The 19,821-nt window shown below is 67.4% G+C and carries 21 protein-coding genes and 1 pseudogene; 13 read left to right on the top strand and 9 right to left on the bottom strand.

What is annotated here, in order from left to right:
* The first annotated feature begins 23 nt into the window (after positions 1 to 23).
* From U0023_RS35780 to U0023_RS29715, 3 genes are all read left to right on the top strand, one after another.
* The gene (locus U0023_RS35780) at positions 24 to 200 is read left to right on the top strand and encodes a hypothetical protein (RefSeq protein ID WP_407667454.1); all 177 of its coding nucleotides are present in this window, start codon (positions 24 to 26) and stop codon (positions 198 to 200) included.
* Entirely contained in the window at positions 130 to 369 is a 240-nt protein-coding gene (locus U0023_RS29720; RefSeq protein WP_009489679.1) for a Rossmann-fold NAD(P)-binding domain-containing protein, read from the top strand. Before U0023_RS35780 ends, U0023_RS29720 begins: the two co-directional genes overlap by 71 nt.
* Positions 370 to 720: 351 nt before the next feature.
* Positions 721 to 1,068, top strand: a complete 348-nt coding sequence (locus U0023_RS29715) for a hypothetical protein (protein WP_009489680.1) — start codon at positions 721 to 723, stop codon at positions 1,066 to 1,068.
* A 20-nt stretch (positions 1,069 to 1,088) separates the two neighbouring features.
* On the opposite strand, the gene U0023_RS29710 is transcribed toward U0023_RS29715, so the two are convergent.
* The 4 genes from U0023_RS29710 to U0023_RS29695 form a co-directional block, all read right to left on the bottom strand.
* Positions 1,089 to 1,970 (bottom strand): hypothetical protein, encoded by an 882-nt coding sequence (locus U0023_RS29710; protein WP_009489681.1) that lies wholly within the window; start codon positions 1,968 to 1,970, stop codon positions 1,089 to 1,091.
* Positions 1,912 to 2,859 (bottom strand): hypothetical protein, encoded by a 948-nt coding sequence (locus tag U0023_RS29705; protein ID WP_322883895.1) that lies wholly within the window; start codon positions 2,857 to 2,859, stop codon positions 1,912 to 1,914. The genes U0023_RS29710 and U0023_RS29705 overlap by 59 nt, the downstream gene beginning before the upstream one ends.
* Positions 2,860 to 2,962: 103 nt before the next feature.
* Complete coding sequence (locus U0023_RS29700) at positions 2,963 to 3,175, bottom strand: hypothetical protein (RefSeq protein ID WP_009489683.1); 213 nt, start codon at positions 3,173 to 3,175, stop codon at positions 2,963 to 2,965.
* Positions 3,176 to 3,653: 478 nt separating this feature from the next.
* Positions 3,654 to 3,860: a hypothetical protein gene (locus tag U0023_RS29695; protein WP_009489684.1), complete on the bottom strand. Its 207-nt coding sequence runs from the start codon at positions 3,858 to 3,860 to the stop codon at positions 3,654 to 3,656.
* Positions 3,861 to 4,773: 913 nt separating this feature from the next.
* On the opposite strand from U0023_RS29695, the gene U0023_RS29690 reads away from it, so the two are divergent.
* The 4 genes from U0023_RS29690 (at position 4,774) to U0023_RS29675 (ending at position 6,953) form a co-directional block, all read left to right on the top strand.
* Positions 4,774 to 5,343, top strand: a complete 570-nt coding sequence (locus U0023_RS29690; RefSeq protein ID WP_009489686.1) for a DUF1269 domain-containing protein — start codon at positions 4,774 to 4,776, stop codon at positions 5,341 to 5,343.
* Between the two features lie 31 nt (positions 5,344 to 5,374).
* A complete protein-coding gene (locus U0023_RS29685) occupies positions 5,375 to 5,650 on the top strand; it encodes a YXWGXW repeat-containing protein (protein ID WP_009489687.1) in 276 nt (91 codons plus the stop codon).
* Positions 5,651 to 5,917: 267 nt separating this feature from the next.
* Positions 5,918 to 6,403 (top strand): EF-hand domain-containing protein, encoded by a 486-nt coding sequence (locus tag U0023_RS29680; RefSeq protein WP_009489689.1) that lies wholly within the window; start codon positions 5,918 to 5,920, stop codon positions 6,401 to 6,403.
* Between the two features lie 52 nt (positions 6,404 to 6,455).
* Positions 6,456 to 6,953 (top strand): EF-hand domain-containing protein, encoded by a 498-nt coding sequence (locus tag U0023_RS29675; RefSeq protein ID WP_009489690.1) that lies wholly within the window; start codon positions 6,456 to 6,458, stop codon positions 6,951 to 6,953.
* Between the two features lie 156 nt (positions 6,954 to 7,109).
* Here U0023_RS29675 and U0023_RS29670 read toward each other — a convergent pair whose 3' ends face one another.
* From U0023_RS29670 to U0023_RS29655, 4 genes are read right to left on the bottom strand one after another with little or no spacing between them, the layout of a single operon-like run.
* Positions 7,110 to 7,787 (bottom strand): HdeD family acid-resistance protein, encoded by a 678-nt coding sequence (locus U0023_RS29670; protein ID WP_009489691.1) that lies wholly within the window; start codon positions 7,785 to 7,787, stop codon positions 7,110 to 7,112.
* Positions 7,784 to 10,942: an efflux RND transporter permease subunit gene (locus tag U0023_RS29665; RefSeq protein WP_009489692.1), complete on the bottom strand. Its 3,159-nt coding sequence runs from the start codon at positions 10,940 to 10,942 to the stop codon at positions 7,784 to 7,786. Before U0023_RS29665 ends, U0023_RS29670 begins: the two co-directional genes overlap by 4 nt.
* Entirely contained in the window at positions 10,939 to 12,048 is a 1,110-nt protein-coding gene (locus tag U0023_RS29660; protein ID WP_009489693.1) for an efflux RND transporter periplasmic adaptor subunit, read from the bottom strand. Before U0023_RS29660 ends, U0023_RS29665 begins: the two co-directional genes overlap by 4 nt.
* Positions 12,049 to 12,056: 8 nt before the next feature.
* Positions 12,057 to 12,281: a hypothetical protein gene (locus U0023_RS29655; RefSeq protein WP_009489694.1), complete on the bottom strand. Its 225-nt coding sequence runs from the start codon at positions 12,279 to 12,281 to the stop codon at positions 12,057 to 12,059.
* A 406-nt stretch (positions 12,282 to 12,687) separates the two neighbouring features.
* Between U0023_RS29655 and U0023_RS29650 the strand changes: the two genes are divergently transcribed.
* The 6 genes from U0023_RS29650 (at position 12,688) to U0023_RS29625 (ending at position 18,733) form a co-directional block, all read left to right on the top strand.
* Complete coding sequence (locus U0023_RS29650; RefSeq protein ID WP_009489695.1) at positions 12,688 to 12,963, top strand: hypothetical protein; 276 nt, start codon at positions 12,688 to 12,690, stop codon at positions 12,961 to 12,963.
* Positions 12,964 to 13,384: 421 nt separating this feature from the next.
* Positions 13,385 to 15,757 carry a sensor histidine kinase gene (locus tag U0023_RS29645; RefSeq protein WP_009489696.1) on the top strand — a complete coding sequence of 791 codons (2,373 nt, stop codon included), beginning with the start codon at positions 13,385 to 13,387 and terminating at the stop codon, positions 15,755 to 15,757.
* Between the two features lie 136 nt (positions 15,758 to 15,893).
* Positions 15,894 to 16,526 (top strand): response regulator, encoded by a 633-nt coding sequence (locus U0023_RS29640; RefSeq protein WP_009489697.1) that lies wholly within the window; start codon positions 15,894 to 15,896, stop codon positions 16,524 to 16,526.
* Between the two features lie 18 nt (positions 16,527 to 16,544).
* Positions 16,545 to 17,999 carry a Na+/H+ antiporter NhaC family protein gene (locus U0023_RS29635; RefSeq protein WP_009489698.1) on the top strand — a complete coding sequence of 485 codons (1,455 nt, stop codon included), beginning with the start codon at positions 16,545 to 16,547 and terminating at the stop codon, positions 17,997 to 17,999.
* A gap of 12 nt (positions 18,000 to 18,011) precedes the next feature.
* A complete protein-coding gene (locus U0023_RS29630; RefSeq protein ID WP_245272874.1) occupies positions 18,012 to 18,545 on the top strand; it encodes an MgtC/SapB family protein in 534 nt (177 codons plus the stop codon).
* Positions 18,461 to 18,733: a hypothetical protein gene (locus U0023_RS29625; RefSeq protein WP_009489699.1), complete on the top strand. Its 273-nt coding sequence runs from the start codon at positions 18,461 to 18,463 to the stop codon at positions 18,731 to 18,733. The genes U0023_RS29630 and U0023_RS29625 overlap by 85 nt, the downstream gene beginning before the upstream one ends.
* A gap of 16 nt (positions 18,734 to 18,749) precedes the next feature.
* Here the strand turns inward: U0023_RS29625 and U0023_RS29620 are convergent.
* Positions 18,750 to 19,816 (bottom strand): annotated as a pseudogene (locus tag U0023_RS29620) (AI-2E family transporter).
* Positions 19,817 to 19,821 lie beyond the last annotated feature (5 nt).

Here is a 19,821-nt window from a genome sequence, read left to right as displayed (position 1 = left end):
TCTCGGACCGGGAGTTCGGTCTGATGAGGAAAGGTACCGTCCTAATCAACACCGCCCGCGGCGAGATCGTCGACGCTCCGGCCCTCGTCCGCCCTTGTCGAGGGGAAGCTCGCAGGAGCCGGCCTCGACGTGCTGCCGGACGAGACCCTGGTCGGGGACGAGGCCCGCCTCTTCGCCGAGGGCACGGAAGGCCAGCATGACTTGCGTGCCCTCGTGGCCAGTCAAGTGCTCCTCCGGTTTCCGAACGTGCTCGTGACGCCTCACAATGCCTACAACACGAACGAGGCCGTGCGGCGGATCATCGACACGACCATCTCCGATATCGAGTCCTCTGCGGCAGGCCAGCCCGGGAACGTGGTGTTGGACTGACGCAGCCAATCGGACGCCATGCGTGAAGGCAGCCTTCCCGTTTCGTGCCGCCGGGCACGGGCGCCACGCCCGCGACCGGCTCGGGAAGGATGATTGAGACGCCTTCTGCTGGAGACATTCTTTCTGTCTGAAGGCCATCGCGGCTCGTGGTTTCGGCTGGGTTGCAGCCCGTCCGGGCCGCCCGCATCAACGGGACCGCCGGACAACCCACATCGCGAGGATGCGCCCCATGGCCTTTTTTCGCGGCGCGTCGGGGATACCCGGACACACAGTCAGGGCATCACCCGATAGTCCGTGCGGTTGCGATGCGGGAGAATGGCGCGAGCGTACCGTCCGAAGGGGAGGATGGACATGCGATGGCCCGATGTCGACGGGAACTCCAAGACCCTTGTCACCCTGGGCCTGGTGGCCGAGGCGGCGGCGGATCTCGACAGGGCCCGGTGCCGCTGCACGCAAGCCCGGGAGATCCTGACGGGCGTGCGCGAGAGGCTCGACCGGGTGCTCGACGATGCCTTCCGCGAGGGCTCGTTCCGTCCGATCGAGGATCTCTTCCGCGAGGAGGAGGCTGCATTGGCCCGGTACGAAGAGGCCGCGGCGCGGCTGGCCGCGGCCAGGGAACGCTGTGCCGGCCTGCGGGTGGCGCTGGCCACCGAGCGGGAGCTGATGCGGCAGCTAGATCCGGGTCATCGCCCTCACTGACGGCAGCGGAACCCGGCAGATCAGCGCGGTTTAACGAGCCCGGAGAACCCCGCAAGGGCCAGCAGGCTCAACACCCATCCCACGAGGGACTGGAAGTGATGGTAATGCAGTGCAGCCTCCCCTGAAGGCTTCAGCGGATCCGGCCGCCAGTACGTCTTCTGGTCCATCTCGAGCACGGGCAGCAGCACGTCGAGCGAGTAGATCCAAGCGTTGAACCGAGGATAGCTCGACGCCTCCCATTGGCGCCGGAAGCACGCAAGCTGGGTCTCGCCCTGATCGGCGAGTCCGCTCGCGACCTCCTGGCGCGCGGCGAGGAGGCGCTGATCGGATCGACCCACTCCGCACAGCGTCCACTCGCGCGAGCGCAGGACGACCGGGCTGTTCGGCTTGAAGGCACCCTGCCGCTCGGCATAGCCGAAAACACCGACGCCGAGGGCCCAGAAGACCGCAAGCCAGGCCAATGCGAGCAGGGGCTGGCGTCCATAGACGACCGTGATCGCGAGAAGGCCGTCCTTGGCCGCGAGGGCCGCACGCCAGAGGCGATTGCGCGCACGCTTGCGGCGCGCATGCCGCTGTTGCCGCTCCTTCTCGATCAGGACCGCATTGGCATCCTCGTCATGCCCCATCTCGCGCAGGACCGACGCGAGTTGCTCGTAGGGTTGCGGCCAGAAGTCCTCGCCCCAGCGTTCCGGCACCTGCCGCGACAGCCAGTCGAGACGGCTTTCGGCGTCCACCGGCGCGCCGATGAAGGCCCCATAGCGGCACCGGTTCAACCGGAGGTCGCCCTTCCGGGGCCAGCACAGCGCCTCGTCATGCATCGTCCCGACGGACGCACCCGTCAGGTCAAGCGCTCCGTCGATCCTGGCGTCCTGCCGCAGGAAGAATGCCCCCGATTTCGGCACGGCTGAGTTGCAAGGCATCATCGCTGGGGTTGGCGATCCCCATGGACGTACAGTTCAAGTCCCCCGCGATGCTGGCTCCCAGCAAGCGCACCTCGCCATCCACAGTGGCGGAGCGCAGCAGAACGCTGCCGCCGACGTCGATCGCCTCGGCCGCGATGGCAACGTCGTCCGGTTGGAAGACTTTGGCCCCGGTACCATCGAAGTCGGCCACGAGCCGCGCGCCCCGCAAATTGATGCCGCCACGAACATCCGTGCCGCGGGCAAGGACATTGCGCACCTCAATGCCCTCGGCATTGAGGGCAAAGCTCCCGAGCGACTTGATGACGGCGCCATCGCACACGAGATTGCCGCCCAGCCCTGCGTCGGTCAGGCGGATCTCGCCGTCGACGCGGACTCCGCGCAGGTACAGCCCACCGCGTACGTCGAGCCGCTCCGCCTGAAGGCCAGGCAGTGACGAACCGTCGAGAAACGCACGGTCGATGACGGCAGACGTGAACACCGGTACGGCGTCGAAGCGGCAGTCCTTCAGCCCAATGTCGCGAGGCACCCGGCATGCCTCGAGGTCGAGAATGCCCTGGATCCATGCGCCGCTGAGCCTGACGCCCTTCTCGTGCGGCCGGTGCCCCTCGTCGCCTCCGAGGATGAGGAAGCGCAGGAACGGCGCCCGAATGGCCCGTGCCGCATCGTCCGAGGTCGGCGGCGTGCCGTCGCCGAGGCGATCGAGGCTGCCGCTGAGGAGCCGGGACAGGACCTCCTCCTCGGCTGGCAGGAGGGGTCGCAAGGCGTCGAGACGGGTCACGCCGGACGTCCCGGACACCCCTTCGACGCTCCCCGGACCAATCCGCCCGTCCTTCATGGAACGGCCGCCGGGGACTTTCCCCTCATCCATCGGGCTCTGGGGAACCAATGCCGCGGCGCCGATGGCTGATGCGCAGGCGAAGGACCGGGAAAGACAGGAACAGATGTTGAAGTACCCTCTGATTCTCGGTCGCTCATTGGTGGTCGCGAAGCCTCTTGCGGAATTCCCCGGGGCGCCGGTGCCCAGGCTCATGCCTGACATCACCAGTGATCCGGCTCTTCGGCGGACCCCGGGTGACCTTCAGCGGGTCGCTGGCCGGGAACGTGTCCTCGAGTTCCTCGTCCAGATCCCGATCCAGTTCCTCGCGCCGCTCCTCGGCCGTCGGCTCGCGTGGGTTGCGTGCCATGTCGCGTCCTCATCAAGTCGCGTCAGCCGCCGTGCCCCGCATTCCCGGCAATCTGCCATCGGGAAAAGAGAAGCCGTCGCGAAACGGCTCAGGTGGCAGCCTCGTAGGAGGTATCATCGGGAGCGGGAACGGGCTGCGTATCGAAACTTACGTATCGGTGGGCTCGGCGCAATCGGGCATAACCCTGATTTCGGGCCGGGCGAATCCTACCCGAACCTGGAATGCAGCGCCGGGCCGGTCCCGGGCCAACCGGTCCGGCACCCGCCGGACGGCTGTCCCAAGGAGTTGCGACGTGACGACCGCAGGATTCCCATGCCCCTCCCCCACCTGCTTGCCCGCCGGGCATCGTGCCCGGCCCTTTCCGCGTAGGTGCAGCGGATGCGCTCAGTTGCTCCGAAGCACGTGGTGCACCGTCGCAGCAAGTTCTTGTCCCAGGACGTGGCGGCATGATTGCACTGTACCGATCAATCGTCCCCGGTCAGAGCGGGCCGCTCGCATTGCGCCGTGCGATCTTCAGCACCATCAGCATGATGCCGGCCGCAGCAATGAGAACCCCGAGCATCGCCCGCCCCATCGAGCCGTCCTCGAAGGACAGTGCGGCCAGCACAACACCGCAGATGATGAGGATGAGTCCCGCGACCTTCTTGAACAGGAGGATGGAATTCCCGGATGCCTGTGTGATCATGATGCATTCCCTCAATGAGCCGAAAACCGATCTTGCCCTGCCGCGCTCCCGGGGGCGGGAGCATCCCGTGCCGATGGGAGCGGAGTTGATCAGGACGCATGTCTGCACCGGGGTCGCACAGGATCCACTGGTCGTCGATCGGATCGGAGTCGCGAAGACGGGTGCGGCGGCTGCGCAGCCGCCGCACCGATGGCAACACCCGTCGCTAGCCCGGCCAGCCCCCAGCCCCACGGGTTGGGGCGTCGATAGTAGATGGGCCGGCCCCAATAGGCGGACCCGTCCGCAGTTCCGGGAATAGTCGCGTGCATGTCTCCACCGCCGGCCATCCCACCAGCAGGAATAGACCCAATGCCCCGCCATACCGGCCCCGCCCAACGGCGGTCCCTCTCCCAGCGGACGGGACGCGTACGAACCGGGCGGAACTGCCAGCCGGAGCGAACCGCCGGCCTGAAGCTGCCGCCGTGGATGCCTGGGGAAGCCGGCCACTGCTGGGCAAACGCTTCCCCGGCCATGAGGGTGACGAGCAGGAGGGCGGACGCGAGCAGGACGATCAGACCGCGCATGGCAGTCTCTCTGTTTCCGGTTGCTCCCGGAACTAACGCGGCCGCTCTGGGTGCCGTTGCTCAGGTCGAATACCGAGAAAGCGCGGAAAGAATACCGAGCCGCCCTGGGCGAGGTGCTGGTCCTCCGGCGGCGGGCCTCCCGGGAGGCTCAAATCGGCGCCCGGGTTGCCCAAGCTTGCCCCCTCCTGAGACGCCCTGGCTGCCACCTACCGGGGATTGGTTTTTGGCATGCAGACTCAGGCCGTTCCTGGCCTCTGTTCGGGGTAAGACCCGATACCCTCGTCGCGCGGATCCGGTACTCTTCCGGCTTGTTGCGGCCCGCCTTGGGTCGCCGTGCGAGGAGGAGAGCCATGTCTGAGCTGGTGGTCGTCGGGTTCGACAACCCGCAGGACGCGGACCGGGTCCTGACGGAACTGATCCGCATGAAGAAGGAATACCTGATCGACCTCGAGGACGCGGTCGTCGCCATCCGCGACACGGGCGGCGTGATCCGGATCAAGCAGAGCGTCAACCTAGTGAGCCTCGGCGCCGCCGGGGGTGGCCTGCGCGGAGCTATGTGGGGCAGCCTGATAGGCCTGCTGTTCCTCAACCCGCTCGCGGGTTTGGCCATCGGCGGCGCCGTCGGGGCCGGCTCGGGCGCCCTGTCGGGGGGCATGATGGATTACGGCATCAACGACGACTTCATCAAGTCGATCGGCGACACCCTGAAGCCCGACACCTCGGCCCTGTTCCTGCTGATCCGCAAATCGCAGCCCGAGAAGGTTCTCGCCGAGCTGTCGGGGTTCAAGGGACACGTGATCCGGTCCTCGCTGTCGCCGGAGCAGGAAGCCAAGCTCCAGGCGGCGCTCTCGAAGGCTCATCCGCCGAGCCCGAGTGAGGGCGTCGAGGCCGCGAGCGCCGTGGCGGCACAGCCGACCTGATACGGCAAACCACCCGGGAAAGGAGATCGCCATGCTGTCCCGACGTTCCCTTCTGACCGGATTGCTCGGCGCGGTGGTGGCCATCCCGCTCGGCACGATCGCAACGACCGATGCGGAAGCCCAGCCGCGGCCCGACCGTCGTCCTGAACAGCCAAGGCGCGGCCGACCGCCGCCACGCCGGCGGGAGCGACGGCCGAGGCCCCGCCCTGGCTTTGTCTGGGTGCCGGGCCGCTGGATCTGGAGCGCCCGCCGCGGCCGCTGGGTCTGGGTGTCGGGCCATTGGGTTCGCCGCAGGGGCCGTCGGTAGACGGTCACTGACGCCGTCAGCGACCGTCTGGGCGGGATCCCCGAGGCGTGAACGGTAAAGGAGCCTGCCATGCGCTTCCGTCGGAACCGCTTGCCGCCGCGGCTGTTCGCCTTGCGCTGGATCCTGCTCGGCGTCACGGTCCTGATAGTTGCCGCGCTCGCAGTCGGCGCGACGTTTTGAGGGCCCGGGGCGGCTTCCAGTGGGGCCAACGGCATTTCGTGAGCCCTCGGCCGTGTCCCGGCCGAGGGCAAGGCCAGGGAGGGTCCGATGAGGAAAGCCGCCGCCATCGTCGTCACAGCAATTGTGGTCGCCGCCATGGCGACCCAGACGGTTGCGGCGCAGGGGGATCGGGCCTCTGACTTCGAACGGGCGCTGCGGGCGCTGTTCGACAGCATAGATAGGAACGGCGACGGCCTGATCGATGGAGCCGAAACGAGGCGCTTCGCCGACGCAACCTTCGCCACGTTGGATGCCGACGGCAACCTAAGGCTCACCTACACCGAGTTCCAACAGTTCGATTTCGGACTGGGCGCCCTGGCGGAGCGTCATGACCGGCAGAAGCTGTACGCCGATGCCCGTGAACGCATCTGGCAGCGGTGGCGCCATCCGCGGCCGAGGGAGGTGACCAGGGCCGCCTTTCGCCAGCACCTGCGCGGCGACCTCCTGCGCGTCTCCCGCGGACACTCCGGCGTGAGCTACGCGGAATTCCAGCAGGCGCCCTTCGTTCAGGATCTCGCGACGGCTTTCAGGTGATGCCGCGTCTCCGGACAAACCGCGACAACCCATTCGTCCGTGGGAGACAGCGATGATGACATGTTTGAAGTGGATGATCTCCTCTAGCCTGACCCTTGCCGCGATCGGCCTTGCGCCGCTGCACGTTCAGGCCGCCGTGCCGGCCGGGGAGATCGACCAGGCGATGTGGGCGGTCTTCGGGATCATAGACCGCAACGGAAACGGCCGCATCGAGGCCGTCGAGCTCAACCGCTATGTGGCCAACGTCTTCGCCGCGATGGACACTGCCAGGGACGGCCGGCTCACGCGAAAGGAGTTCGACGGGTTGAGCCTCGGCCTCCTCCCCCTGGCGCAACGCCATGGCCGGATGGCGCAATACGCGGCGGCACGCGAGCGCATCTGGACCCGGTGGCGGAACAGGGGAAGCGCAACGATGAGCCGGGCCAAGTTCCGGCTCGGCGCCAAGAACGAGCTGTCGAAGGTTGGAGCACGCGGGCAGTTCATGGCCCTGACCTTCGTTGAATTCAAGCAGGCCCGGTTCGTGCGCGAGCTCACGGCCTCGCTGCGGTAGGCGAGAATGGGCAAGGACCGATGCTGGCGTTCAGTACTGGATCCTCACGAAAGCCGGTCCCTCGCATGTCGATCCTCCCTCCGGGCGGTCCGCGCCCGCCCACTCTCCCGCACCTGAACCCTTGGGCCATCGGATCATGCCCCGCCGCGTCCGGCACTACGCCGCCCCAGCCTTCCGAGGAAAGGCATAACCGAGCCATGCGCCACCGTGCCCGATGAGATCGATCCCGAGCAGCAGCCCGAAGACCCAGAGCCCTGTCTTCGGGAACTCGGCCAGGGCGATGAGACCTGCCACGATACCGAAGGCGCCTGACACCAGCATCACCCAGCCGCTCTCCGGCCAGCGTCTCCATCCGAGGATGATCCTGACGACGCCCGACAGCAGGAGCAGCAGGCCGAGCCCATAGGTGAGCAGCAGTTCGCCCGAACGGACGGACCGTGCAACACCAGGCGCCGCGACTATCTCACCTGCACCGGGCCCGCCGAGGAGAACCATGCCGACAGCCACGTACAGGAGGCCGAGCAGGATCTGCCACGTCAGGACGCCCCAGCCCCTCGTCCACACGGCGTGGACGATCTCGAAGGTGCCGACGGCAATGGCAGCCGCCCCGAGGAAGGCCGAACTGACGAGGGAGGCAAACGCGACGTCGGCCAGGACGGTAACTCCCGCCAGGATCATGACGGCACCGAGCATAGGGCGAACCCAACTGGGAGGTCTCATCGGGGGGCCTTCCGTGACGTCTGAGGTGGTATCCGGGAGCGTCATGACTTCCTCCTCGACCATGATCTCGGCCGCAACGGGCAATGCGAGGCCGCGCCGGTTGCCGTCCATCATTCGCCCGACACAAGCTCCGGCCGTGGGACCGATGCTTCGGCGCGGGAGCCGAACAGCCGGGCTTTGCTGCGTTCTCGGACGGTCTGGACCATCACGTAGAGGGCCGGGATCAGCACGAGCCCGATCACGGTCCCGATGAGCAATCCGCCGAACAGGGTCATGCCGATGGAGCGGCGGCTGCCCGCCCCGGCGCCCGTTGCAACGACGAGCGGGATCACGCCGAGGATCGACGCGAAGGCCGTCATGAGCACGGGACGGTAGCGCTGGCTGGTGCCCTCGGCAGCGGCCTCGCGGATGCCCATGCCCTCCTCCCGCCGCGCCTTGGCGAACTCGACGATCAGGATCGCGTTCTTGGCCGCCAAGCCGATGAGCAGAACGAGGCCGATCTGGGCGTAGACGTCGATGGCGATCCCGGCGAGCCCCAGGCTCGCGAGCGCGCCGAGGACCGCCACCGACACCGACAGCATGACGGCCACCGGCACGCTCCAGCTCTCGTACTGGGCGACCAGGAACAGGTAGGTGAAGACGATGCCCATCACGAGGATGATTGCCGTCTGATTGCCCGCCTGCCGCTCCTGCAAGGCGAGGCCCGCCCACTCAAAGCCGAAGCCCGCCGGCAATGTCTCCCGCGCCACCGACTCCATCGCGGCCAATGCATGCCCGGTGCTCGTTCCCGGGGCCGCCTGGCCATTGATCGAGGCCGCGGGGAACAGGTTGTAGCGGCTGATCGCATTGGGGCCAAAGGAGGTCGACACCGTCACCAGCGTTTGCAGCGGCACGAGCTCGCCACGCTGGCTGCGCACGTGCAGGCGCTGGATGTCCCCGACGCGGCCGCGGAATTCCGGCTCGTCCTGGATGCGGACCTGATAGACGCGCGAGAGGATGTTGAAGTCGTCGACGTAGGCCGAGCCCAGATGCGCCTGCAACGTCGCGAAGATCCCGGCCGGCGAGACACCGAGAAGCTCCGCCCGCTTGCGGTCGATGTCGAGATAGACCTGGGGCACGTCCGCCCTGAAGGTGCTGAACACGCCCGTCAGGCCCGGCGTCTGATTGGCTTCGAAGATCAAGCCCCGCATGGCCTCGGCGAGCTCTTGCTGGCTTTGGCCGGCGCGGGCCTGGAGACGCAGGTCGAAGCCGCCCGTGGTGCCGAGACCGGGGATCGCGGGCGGATTGAACGGAACGACGGTGGCCGCGGGAAGTCCGGCGAACTGTGTGCGCAGGTGGGTCAGGATGCCGTCGATGCTCTCGGCCCGACCACTGCGCTCGCCCCACGGCACGAGGGCGGCGATCACCATGCCGGCCTCGGAGCCGCCTCCGCCGATCATGCTGCTGCCGGCGATACCGATGACGTTGGCGACACCGGGGGTCTCGCGTAGGATCCCGGTGACCTCGCCGAGCACCGCCTCCGTGCGTTCGAGGGATGCGGCGTTCGGCAGTTGCACGTTCACGAAGAGATAGCCGAGATCCTCGGACGGGATGAACCCGGTCGGCAGCAGGCGGAACAGGCCGTAGATGCCCCCGAAGATCGCGACCACCAGCACCGAGGCGAGCACGAGTTGCCGTCCGAGGCGCGCCAGCAACCCGAGATACCAGTTGCGCGAGGTGTCGAGCGCGCGGTTGAACGCCGCGAACACCCGGCCGCGGTTCTCGGCCGGCGGCCGCAGCAGAAGGGCGCACAGCGCCGGGCTCAAGGTGAGGGCATTGATCGTGGAGAAGGTGATCGTAACCAGGATGGTGACGGCGAACTGGCGGTAGAGCTGGCCCGTGATCCCGGCCAGAAACCCGATCGGCACGAACAGGGCTGCGAGCACCAGGGTGGTGGCGACAATCGGTCCGGTGACCTGGCGCATCGTGCGGCGGGTCGCCTCGACGACGTCAACGCCCTCCTCCTTCATCACGCGCTGCACGTTCTCGACCACGATGATGGCGTCGTCGACCACGAGGCTGATGGCGAGCACGATCGCGAACAGGGTGATGGTGTTGGCGGAGTAGCCCAGCAGGTAGAGCACCGCGAAGCCGCCGACGAGGGAGACTGGGATCGTCAGCGTCGGGATCAGGGTCGCTCGCCAGTCCTGGAGGAACAGGTACGTGACGAGGACCACCAGCACGAAGGTGATCATGAGCGTGATGATGATCTCGCGGATCGTCTCGCTCACGAAGGCGGTGGTATCGAATACCACCGTGTAGGCGAGATCCTCCGGGAACTGCGTCGAAAGGCGCTGGATCTCATCCTGCACGGCCCTTGAGACCGCCAGCGCGTTGGCGTCGGGTGATTGGTACACAACCAGGGTCGCGCTCGGCTGCCCATTGAACCGCGAGGTGGAGTCGTAGGACTGCGCCCCGAGTTCGAGCCGAGCCACGTCACGCAGGCGGACGATCGCGCCGTTGGCATTCGTGCGCACCACGATGGCCCTGAACTCGTCGGGACTCGCCAGCCGCCCGCGGGCCATCACCGTCATCTGGAGCTGCTGGCCCAGCTGGGCCGGCGCGGAGCCGATCAGGCCGGCCGAGGCCTGGGCGTTCTGCGCCTGGATCGCCGCGATCAGGTCGGAGGCCGTGATGCCGAGCGCCTGCATGCGGTCGGGGTTCATCCACACCCGCATGCTGTAGACCGGGCCGAAGATGGCGGCCTCGCCGACGCCGGCCACGCGCGCAAGAGCATCCCGTACGTTGATCGAGGCATAGTTGCTGATGAAGATCTCATCATGCGTCCCCTTGGGCGAGTAGACCGCGATGCCCATCAGCATGCTGGTCGAGCGGCTGCGCACCGAGACCCCAGTCTGCGTCACGGCCGGCGGCAGGCGCGGGGCTGCGAGCGCGACGCGGTTCTGGACGTTCACCTGGGCGATGGCCGGATCGGTGCCGACCGCGAAGGTAACCGTGAGCGAATAGACGCCGTTGTTGGTGCTCGAGGACGCCATATATAGCATGTCCTCGACCCCGTTGACCTGATCCTCGATCGGCGCCCCGATGCTGTCCATGACGACCTCGGCATTGGCGCCCGGGTAGGCAGCCGTGACCTGGACCTCCGGTGGCGTGATTGGCGGAAACTGCGCCACCGGGATCTGCGTCAGGGCCAGCAGTCCGGCGAGCAGCATCACGACGGCAATCACCATGGCGAAACGGGGCCGATCGATGAACAGGGATGAGATCATCGCACAGCCGCTCCCGTGCTTGGGCCAGGCACGATACCCTGCGCAGGGATGACACTGACCTGAGCGCCCGGCCGGGCGTTCCGGAAACCCTGCACGATCAGGCGCTCGCCACCTTGCAGCCCGTCCTCCACCGTCCAGTTCTGGCCGATCTGCGGGCCCGTCCGGATGCGCCGCAGGGCCACCTTGTCGCCCTCCTCCAGGATCAGGACGAAGCGGCCCTCACGGTCGAGCTGCACGGCCCCGACCGGCACGACGGGACGGCGTCGCGGATCGGACGGACGGACCACGACGGTCACGAATTGGCCCGGCACCAGTAGGGCGTCCGGGTTCGGGAAGCGCGCCCGGACCGGAAGCGTTCCGGTGGTCGGATCGATCTCGTTGCCGGCGAACTCGATCTCGCCCTTACCCGGGTAGTCGCGGCCATTGGAGAGCCGCAATGTCGGGATGAATCCCTTGGCCAATTCCTCCTTGCTGGCGTCGCCTGCCGCGCTCCGGAAGTCGAGGATGGCGCGGTCGCTGACGGAAAAGACTACCCGGATCGGATCGACCTGAACCACACGGGCGAGCGCCCCGGACGCGGGGCCGACGAAGCTCCCCACGGCGAAGGCGGCGGCCCCGATCCGCCCCACGATCGGTGCCCTGATGGTGGTGTAGCCGAGGTTCAGGTCGGCCCGGCGCACGCTGGCCTCGGCGGCCATCACGTTGGCCTGGGCCGTGTCGCGGGCGGCCTGGATCTCCTCCAGGGCGGCTTGCGACACCGCCTGGGTCCGGCGCAGCTCCTGGTTGCGTTGCAGCCGTCCCTCAGCGTCCCGAAGGGCCGCCTGCGCCCCGGCGAGGCTCGCGCGTGCGGCCGAAAGGGCTGCCTCGTAGGCACCATCCTCGAGGATGAAGAGTTCCTGCCACTCGCGCACCTCCTGCCCTTCGGCAAACGGACGTGCCTCGATGAAGCCCTCGACCCGGGCCCGGATGTCGACGGCGTTCACAGCCTCGACGCGCCCGACGAACTCCGACGACGGGGATGCGTCCTCGATCAGCACGGGCATCACGCCGACCGCAGGCAGCGGCGCCTGGGCGAGCGCCGGGCCGCCGATCGCCAGCGCGGCCAATCCGCGGATCAGGCAGCTTGGTCGAGCCAGCCGGCCAGGAAGCGAAACAGGAGCGCGAGCAGGGCACAGATCACGCTGCCGACAAGGTCTGCGGTGACCGTCATCTGGAGATTCGCCAGACCCAGGGCCGTCGCGATCGCGAGGATCAGCATCAGGACCGCGGTGCCGAGCAGGATCCAGCTCAGGCCATACAGCAGAAGGGCCGAGATGTTGAACCCTATGCGAATACGCATGTTTCGCTCCCATCGCGGTCGACCTGCCCTTCCTGTGGCGGATCCTTGCCTGGCGGCGCACCAAGGGCATGCGGTCTCCCGCCGACGGCGTGGCCCGCAAGAGAGTACTGCTCGCGGGCCACGACACCATCGGGTGTAACCCCGATCGGCCGCGGTAATTCTCCCGAGAACGCGTTGAAAAAGCAGCCTGCGCCGCACCGCCATACTGCCGCAATCGGCTGTGCGACCGTCATCCGCGGGCGTTGCCTCCGCCGCGCCGGAGGTTGGTTGAAACCGACCCGCTTGGGGTTCCGCACTGACGATCTCGTGGTTTCCCCCAATATCCGAACACGCATCCATGGTTGATTCTGTCGGCATCCGCGACACGTCGCGGGTGTGCGATCCGTAATCGAGAAGGAAAGGTCCGATGAGAAAGATCATGACAGCCTTCGCCACCGCTGCGCTCACGCTCTCCGTCGCAGCGTGCGAAACCCCGGGTGAGCGGGCCGTCGGCGGTGCCGCCATTGGCGGCCTCGCGGGAGCCGCAATCGGCGGTGTGGCCACGGGCCGGGCCGGCGGCGCCCTGGCCGGAGGGGCGATCGGTGCGGCGGGAGGCGCCATCGTCGGCAGCGCGACCGCCCCGCGCAGTCCGTGTCCCTACGGCACCTTCCGCGATCGGTGGGGCAATCTCCGCTGCCGCTGAGCACCGGACAGGCGGGAACGGGGAGAAATCCCTGTCCATTTCCGCCTTCCAGAGAACCAGTCATCGCAAAGCCACTCCGACGTCGACCTGGTGGGTCTTGCAGATGGCGTGCCATGGTTAGTGCACGCGATCATCCACGGTCGGGACGGGATGCATACCTTCCGGACCACCTGGGCACGCATGCGCCCCCTGCTTGTGCCCGCATTAACATGGGTTTATTCTCCGAGCTCGATTGCCAGCCTCGCGATTCTGGTCGGAAGGATGAAATCGCGAGGCTGGCAATCGGGGAGTGGGAGAGTGTTCCTTCCATCAGGGAGGCTTCCTGCGGGAAGCGCCGTCCCGCTTCCGCCGAGATCTCCGGCCCTTGCGTTTTGGTAAGCCCGTCAGCGTGCCCCGAAACACAACCTGAGCAGGAGGCGACATGTTCTCCTCAATGGAAATCAGCGTCCCAACCCTCGGGGTGTCCGGCCGCGGCGGAACCCGCCGATCGATCATTATCATCGCCGTGTCCACGGTCGGCCTCTCCCTCCTGACCACGTGGATGGCCCTGTTCTGGCATGCCTACGGGGTCCGACACGAGATAGCTCATCACGGCCTGGCGACAGCCATGACAGCAGCCAACGCGGTCGAGCGCGAGGTGCAGGGCATGGGGTATCTCCTCAAGGGGCTGTCGCGCTCGCCGCTGCTCCAGACCGGCGACCTCGAAGGGTTCTATCGTCAGCTCCAGGCGACTCCCCGGCCGGACGGGGCTTGGTTCACCCTTTGGGACCGTGACAGGGTGCTTCTCAGGACCAGGGACCCCTTCGGGGCCACCCTGCCCCGCATCAATGAACTACCCGGCATCCGCGATCGCCTTGAGGTCGTCCGTACCGAGGGACTCAGCATGTCGGACCGCATGCCCTCCCCGGTCACCGGGCACTGGATCGTCTCGGTCAGCCTTCGGCTGGACGACGCAAACGGCGAGATGAACCGTGTGCTGTCGCTACTCGTGCCGGAGGAGCATCTCAACCAGGCTGTCCAGGACGCCGTCCGCCCGACCGAGTGGGAGACGGTTCTTCTCGATCGCAAGCTCCAGCGGCTCGTCACCGGGGCGGCCAGTCCCATCGCCACCTCGTCACCCCCATTGGCGTGGCTGGTCTCCAGGCGCAACCGTCAGCTCGAGACAATCGAAGGCCACCTCGCCACCTTCGAACGGTCGCCCAAGACCGGTTATACGGCCGTTTCGGTGCTTCCTGCGGCCGTGTCCAACGCCCCCATCCTCGGCGCGCTCTACCAATCGTCGCTCGCCAGCCTCGCCCTGCTCCTGGTCGGGGGCGCCGCGGTCCGGGCCCTGCTGCGCAACGTGGGACCGGTCGATTCCCTCAGGCTCACGGCTTCGGCCACGCAGACCGAGCTCCTGGCTGCCAACCAGCGCCTAGCCGAGCTCTTGGAGAGCATGAGCGATTGCCACATCACAATCGACCGCTCCTACCGCATCACGTTCATCAATGCTGCGACCTTGCGCTGGTGCGGCCGGCCGCGGGACGAGATCGTCGGGCGGTCCTACCTCGACCTCATCGGGCGCAAGGGAGACTGCGTGGCCGCGGCGGTCCAGGCTGTCGAGCACCGGAACCCCTTCCACGGCGAGATTAGGTCCGGGCTGCGCCCCGACCGCGTCATCGACCTGCGTGTGTTCCCCTCACCCGAGGGCGCCAGCGTCTACTTCAGCGACATCACCGACCGGTTTCTCGCCCACCGCGCCACCGTCGAGGAGCGGGAACTCCTCCAGGCCTCGCTCGATGCCCTGACCAAGCAGATCGCCATCCTCGACGGGAACGGCCGCATCCTTGCCGTGAACCAGGCTTGGCGCCGCTTTGTCGACGGCACGGGAACCGGCGTTCCCGCGCACGGCATCGGGGCTAGGTATCTTGACATCGCTGTGCCGGATGAGCGGCGGTTCAGCGCGATGGAGGACGTGATCGCGGGGATCCGCCCGAACTTCCAGGCCCTCTACCAGACCCCCTCCCCCGAAGGCGACCGTTGGTTCACGATCCGTGCCCGCCGCTTCCGGATCGGGGACAAGGCCCGCATCGTCGTGTCCCACGAGGACATCACGGAGCTGAGTGCCGCCCGGGCCGCGGTGAGCGAGCTGTCGGAGCGCCTGCTGACGCTTCAGGACGAGGAGCGCCAGCGCATCGCCTCCGAACTCCACGACTCCACGACGCAGTACCTGGTCGCGGTCGGGCTCAACCTGATGAAGATCGAGCGGCTTCTGCCGCAACGGGACGGGCAACGGCTGCTCGGCGAGATCGACTGCCTGCTGGAGGAGGCGCTCAAGGAGTTGCGTCTGTTCACCTACCTGCTCCATCCAGCCAGCCTCGAGGAGAGCGGTTTCCCCGAGGCTATCCAGGCCTTCGCCGACGGCTTCTCGGACCGCACCGGCCTGGAGGTCACGTGCCGGATCGACAGGGGTGCGGACGAGCTGCGGGTGGAGGTCCGCCGGGCCCTGTTCCGGATCGTCCAGGAGGCCTTATCGAACGTCCACCGCCATGCCGGCGCCACGAGGGTCGTCGTCGACCTGCGCACCCCCCCGGGGGAGGTCGTCCTGTGTGTAGCGGACGACGGGCACGGGATGCAGGCGAAGCCGACCGCGCCGGAAACTGCCAGACCGACCCTGGGCGTCGGCATTCCGGGCATGCGCATCCGCCTGCACCAGTTCGGCGGCACCCTCCGGATCCGGACCGGGCGCACCGGAACCGTGATCCGCGCTCGCGTACCCCACGACCTGGACAACTTGGCCAGCCATGATCACTAGGCATGGGAAGGACTGGCACTACGCTCCATCCGCCTTGGGACTCTCGTCGCAGGATCTCGGGGTTTTACCCGAGTGTCACGGCAGGCCTTCGGGTGTATGAATGGCGAAATCGCCGCGAATGGCCCGGTGCTCGACCATGCTCCGCCTCCTGATCGCTGATGACCATGATGTCGTCCGCTCCGGCCTTCACGCCATCCTGAGCAGCCAGCCTGGATGGGAGGTTGTTGCCGAGGCCGAGGACGGCAAGCGCGCGGTCGAACTGGCAGCGGAGACGCAGCCGACTGTCGCCATCCTCGACTATCAGCTCCCGTTCATGAACGGCATCGACGCGACCCACGAAATCCGGGCGTTCCAGCCCGAGACCGAGGTGCTCATCTTCACCATGCACGAGAGCGAGCTGCTGATCCGCGAACTCCTCGAGGCGGGCGCCAGGGGCTACCTGCTCAAATCCGACGCGCGGCGTTTCCTGATCGCAGCCGTCGAGACCCTGGCCCGGCATCAGCCGTTCTTCACCGGGCGGGTCTCGGAGACCCTGCTGAACGCCTATCTCGCCAACGGGCACCCAACCGGCGACGTCCTGACGCATCGGGAGCGCGGCGTGGTGCAGCTCATCGCGGAGGGGCGCACGAACAAGGAGGCGGCCCAGCTCCTCGCCATTAACCTGAAGACCGTTGAGAGTCACCGCGCCGCCGCCATGCGCAAGCTCAACGCGCATACGTCCGCCGACCTGGTCCGCTACGCCATCCGCAACAAGCTAGTCGAGCCCTAGGCGGCTCCTGGCACTGGCATGACGGACGAAACCTCCCTGTCCGGTCGGGTCCACCAGGAGCCATCCTACCTCGACGCGATCCTGCCGATCGTCGCCCTTGCCGTGCTGATCGGGGGAGCGATGGCCCTGTTCGGGCTCGCCGCGACCGAGGGGCCGTTGCAGGTGGCCTTGATCCTTGCCGCCATGATCGCCGCCCTGATCGGGCTCGGGAACGGCCACCGTTGGGAGGACGTCGAGGCCGTAGGACGCAGGGGCATGGCCTCGATGGTCGGCGTCACCTACATCCTTCTGGCTACCGGTGCCCTCATCGGCACCTGGAACCTGTCGGGCACGATCCCGACCCTGGTGTTCTACGGCCTCCGGCTCTTCCATCCCGATTGGTTCTACCTTGCCGCGGCTATGAGCTGCGCTGTCCTTGCCTTCAGCATCGGCAGCACCTGGGCCACGGCCGGCACCGTTGGGGTGGGGCTGATGGGATTGGCCACCCTGGTCGGGGTCTCGCCCGTGATCACGGCGGGTGCCGTCATCTCGGGAACCTTCTTCGGGGCCAAGCTCTCCCCACGCTCGCCCAGCACCGTCCTGGTTGCCGAGCTCACCGGGAACACCATGCCCACCCACCTCTGCTACCAAGCCAAAACATCGGCCCCCACGTTCATCCTCGCTATCGTGATCTTCGCGATCCTCGGCCTGGCGGACGGCACCGACGGGGCCGGCGACGCCGTAATTGCCTCGGAGCTGGCGGCGCTCGACACCCTGTTCAGGATCACGCCGCTCAACCTGTTGCCCCTCGTGCTCCTGTTCGCCCTGTCCGCCTTCGGGGTTCCAGCCTCCCTGGCGATCATGGCTGCTGCGCTGTTCGCGGGACTGATGGCGCCGGTCCTGCAACCCAACGCCGTCTTAACCTTCGTCGGCTCAACAGATCTCGGCACGCCGGCCGCCTTCCTCAAGGGCGTATGGCAGGCGATGGCGACCGGTTACCAGGCCAACTCGGGCATTCCCGCTGTTGACGGCCTGCTGACGCGCGGCGGCATGGACAGCATGCTCATGACCATCTGGCTGATCCTGGGCGCGCTCACCTATGGAAGCCTGCTCAAGGAGTTCGGTCTGCTCTCCAAACTCGTGATGCCGACGATCCGGATGTCCCGAACGCCGGCACAGCTCATCGCCGCGGTTGCGGTCACCGCATTCGCGCTCAACGTCATCGTCGGCGACCGGTACGTGGCCGTGATCCTGCCCGCCCGGCTGTTCCGGGACGAGTTCGAGAGACGCGGTATTCCGGGCACGAGCCTGTCGCATACCATCGCCGATGCCGGAACGGTTACGTCCCCGCTCGTGCCCTGGAACTCGTGCGGCGCCTACATGGCGGCCGTGCTCGGCATACCCACCCTGCTCTACCTGCCGTTCTGCTTCTTCAACATCGCAAGTCCCCTGCTGGCGCTGGCGCTTGCCTTCAAGGCCGCACGGCGGCCTTAGGAAAGCAGGCGCATGGAACCCAATCTGACCTCTGGCAATCTCGCTGTCCTGTCGGTCACGCTCAACCTCGCGCTTGGCCTCGTCCTTGGCGCGTCAATCGGTCTTGAGCGGCAGTGGCGGCAGCGCCACGCCGGGTTGGCCACCCATGCCCTGGTGGCAGTCGGCGCGGCCGCGTTCACATCCGTGCCGGGGCTGCTCCCCTCTGTCGGAGACGCGACCCGCATGGGCGCCCAGGTCGTCACGGACATCGGCTTTCTCGGTGCCGGGCTGATCATGCGCGACGGCCTGAGCGTGCGCGGTCTCAGCACGGCCGCCACAGTCTGGGCGACCGGCGCGGTCGGGGTGCTGGCCGGCTATGGTCTGCCATCGAGGCCGCGGAGACCGCCGTCTTCATCATCGGAGCCAACCTCCTGCTCTCACGTGCGGGCTCCTGGATCGAGCGATTGCGGCCGGAGCCCGGGATGGCCGAGCGGTTCTACGTCATCGAGCTCACATGCGCGGCCAGGGACGAGGCGACCGTGCGCACCCAGCTCCTCCAGGCGGTGAGCGCCCGCGGACTGCGGCTGCAAGGCCTCGAGAGCCACACTGCGGAAGGATCGTCGCGGGTCGAGGTCCAGGCAACCGTCTACACGGCCCGCCAGGAGGATACCCTCGTAGAACTGCTCGTCAGCGAGCTCAGCCGGCTGCCGCACATCCACGCGACCGGCTGGACCTCCGCGGCTCCCCCGGAGTGAGACGGTGCCGGAAGGGTCACCGTCCGATCGCATCCTTCCTCAGGGCATCCGCCTCGCCGATGGACGGGTCCGGTGGCCCGAACAGGATCGCCATCCATCGGGTGTCCGGATGCCGGGCGCAGAAGGTCAGGACCGCGACCGCGATCGGGACGCCGATGAAGGTTCCCGACAGGCCCCACAGGAACGTCCACAGGAAGATCGAGAACAGGACAATGGACGGCGACATCGACAGGGCCGTGCCGGACAGGCGCGGTTCGACGTAGCTGCCGACCACCGCCTGGATCACGTTGAGGCTGGCGAACACCGCCACGACGGCCTGCCAGCTCCCGAACTCCACCATCGCGAGCAGGGTCGGGAACAGGGTGGCGATGATGGGACCGATGAACGGGATGTAGTTGAGCACGAAGGCGATGACCCCCACTCCCGCGCGAGCGGCAGGCCGAACAGGGTCGCGAAGAGCCAGACGAGGACGCCGGTCAGCAGGCTCATCAGGGTCCGCACCGCCATGAACCTCCTGAACTTGGCGGCCGCGGCCGCGCTGCCTTCGCCCAGGAGCCGGGCGATCGTGCGGTTCGGCAGCGCCTCGATCTTGCGGGCGGTGCCATCCACCTCCAGCAGGCCAATGATCACGTAGACCAGCACCACCACCCAGAAGCTCAGGGTCGTGTTCACCTGGCTGGTGAACCTCTGCATGAGGGCCAGGAGCCACCCCACGTTGAAATGATCCGCCCACAGGCTCGCAACCGCGATCCCGTGCTCCTCGAGCCAGAGCGTCGTCCGGTCGTAGTAGGCCTGAAGGCGGCCAATGTCGGCGACGATCCAATGCCCCACGCGCCCGAAGGCCCAGGCGGCCAGGGAGGCGAACGCGGTGAACGTCGTGACGAGCACCACGACCGTGGCGGCCAGGGCAACGAGCCGGGGCATCCTCGCCTGGAACCGGCGCTGCAACGGCCACAGGAGGGCGATCAGGAACAGGGCGAAGGCGACCGGCGCGAACACCGCCCTGGCGACGGACAGGGCGGCGAGCACGGCCACCACGCCGATCACGCCCGTCCAGGCATTGAGGATCCTTGCCTTCGTCATGCGCC

The sequence above is a fragment of the Microvirga lotononidis genome, assembly GCF_034627025.1.
Lineage (GTDB): Bacteria > Pseudomonadota > Alphaproteobacteria > Rhizobiales > Beijerinckiaceae > Microvirga > Microvirga lotononidis.
This window is presented reverse-complemented; position numbering and strand designations above follow the sequence as displayed.

What these genes read in the sequence shown, in the direction of transcription:
- U0023_RS35780 (WP_407667454.1), top strand. Translation starts at nt 24, where the DNA reads ATGAGGAAAGGTACCGTCCTAATCAACACCGCCCGCGGCGAGATCGTC.
- U0023_RS29715 (WP_009489680.1), top strand. Translation starts at nt 721, where the DNA reads ATGCGATGGCCCGATGTCGACGGGAACTCCAAGACCCTTGTCACCCTG.
- U0023_RS29705 (WP_322883895.1), bottom strand. Translation starts at nt 2,859, where the DNA reads ATGGATGAGGGGAAAGTCCCCGGCGGCCGTTCCATGAAGGACGGGCGG.
- U0023_RS29700 (WP_009489683.1), bottom strand. Translation starts at nt 3,175, where the DNA reads ATGGCACGCAACCCACGCGAGCCGACGGCCGAGGAGCGGCGCGAGGAA.
- U0023_RS29695 (WP_009489684.1), bottom strand. Translation starts at nt 3,860, where the DNA reads ATGATCACACAGGCATCCGGGAATTCCATCCTCCTGTTCAAGAAGGTC.
- U0023_RS29690 (WP_009489686.1), top strand. Translation starts at nt 4,774, where the DNA reads ATGTCTGAGCTGGTGGTCGTCGGGTTCGACAACCCGCAGGACGCGGAC.
- U0023_RS29685 (WP_009489687.1), top strand. Translation starts at nt 5,375, where the DNA reads ATGCTGTCCCGACGTTCCCTTCTGACCGGATTGCTCGGCGCGGTGGTG.
- U0023_RS29680 (WP_009489689.1), top strand. Translation starts at nt 5,918, where the DNA reads ATGAGGAAAGCCGCCGCCATCGTCGTCACAGCAATTGTGGTCGCCGCC.
- U0023_RS29675 (WP_009489690.1), top strand. Translation starts at nt 6,456, where the DNA reads ATGATGACATGTTTGAAGTGGATGATCTCCTCTAGCCTGACCCTTGCC.
- U0023_RS29670 (WP_009489691.1), bottom strand. Translation starts at nt 7,787, where the DNA reads ATGATGGACGGCAACCGGCGCGGCCTCGCATTGCCCGTTGCGGCCGAG.
- U0023_RS29665 (WP_009489692.1), bottom strand. Translation starts at nt 10,942, where the DNA reads ATGATCTCATCCCTGTTCATCGATCGGCCCCGTTTCGCCATGGTGATT.
- U0023_RS29655 (WP_009489694.1), bottom strand. Translation starts at nt 12,281, where the DNA reads ATGCGTATTCGCATAGGGTTCAACATCTCGGCCCTTCTGCTGTATGGC.
- U0023_RS29650 (WP_009489695.1), top strand. Translation starts at nt 12,688, where the DNA reads ATGAGAAAGATCATGACAGCCTTCGCCACCGCTGCGCTCACGCTCTCC.
- U0023_RS29645 (WP_009489696.1), top strand. Translation starts at nt 13,385, where the DNA reads ATGTTCTCCTCAATGGAAATCAGCGTCCCAACCCTCGGGGTGTCCGGC.
- U0023_RS29640 (WP_009489697.1), top strand. Translation starts at nt 15,894, where the DNA reads ATGCTCCGCCTCCTGATCGCTGATGACCATGATGTCGTCCGCTCCGGC.
- U0023_RS29635 (WP_009489698.1), top strand. Translation starts at nt 16,545, where the DNA reads ATGACGGACGAAACCTCCCTGTCCGGTCGGGTCCACCAGGAGCCATCC.
- U0023_RS29630 (WP_245272874.1), top strand. Translation starts at nt 18,012, where the DNA reads ATGGAACCCAATCTGACCTCTGGCAATCTCGCTGTCCTGTCGGTCACG.
- U0023_RS29625 (WP_009489699.1), top strand. Translation starts at nt 18,461, where the DNA reads ATGGCCGAGCGGTTCTACGTCATCGAGCTCACATGCGCGGCCAGGGAC.